1 protein-coding gene is annotated in these 430 nt (G+C 64.4%); it reads left to right on the top strand.

Annotation, left to right across the window (positions count from 1 at the left end; all coding sequences use genetic code 11):
• Positions 1-230: 230 nt before the first annotated feature.
• On the top strand, positions 231-430 hold a 200-nt coding region (locus ACU8YC_RS28490), incomplete at its 3' end, for an acyl-CoA dehydrogenase family protein (protein WP_446896451.1).

The following is a 430-nucleotide window of genomic DNA, read 5'->3' as shown; positions in this document are numbered from 1 at the left end:
GCCTGTTTAGTCCCGCCCGCGTCGAGCCGAGTGCCCGACCGCCGACGAAACACCACCCGCGGCATCCATGGCCGGCGGCACCGCCCTTGCCGTGCACCTATGCTTGCAGAACGCCGCCCGCTGGCATGTTGACAGACCGCCGGCGGACCTTTACGTTAACGTAAAGTAGCGAGCAGCCAGTTCCCGAAGCCGCTCAGGCTGCGACCGGAGCGCCGGCCGGAACCCGCCGGATGCACGAACTCTCTGAACACAGAACAATTACAAGACAAGCAGGTGGCCCCATGAACTACTCCAGCCTCAATTTCGCCCTCGGTGAAACCATCGACATGCTGCGCGAGCAGGTCCAGGCCTTCGTCGCCGCCGAGCTGGCGCCGCGCGCCGAGGCCATCGACCAGGACAACCTGTTCCCGGCCGACATGTGGAAGAAATT

The organism is Citrobacter sp. VF227 (genome assembly GCF_052950715.1).
This window is presented reverse-complemented; position numbering and strand designations above follow the sequence as displayed.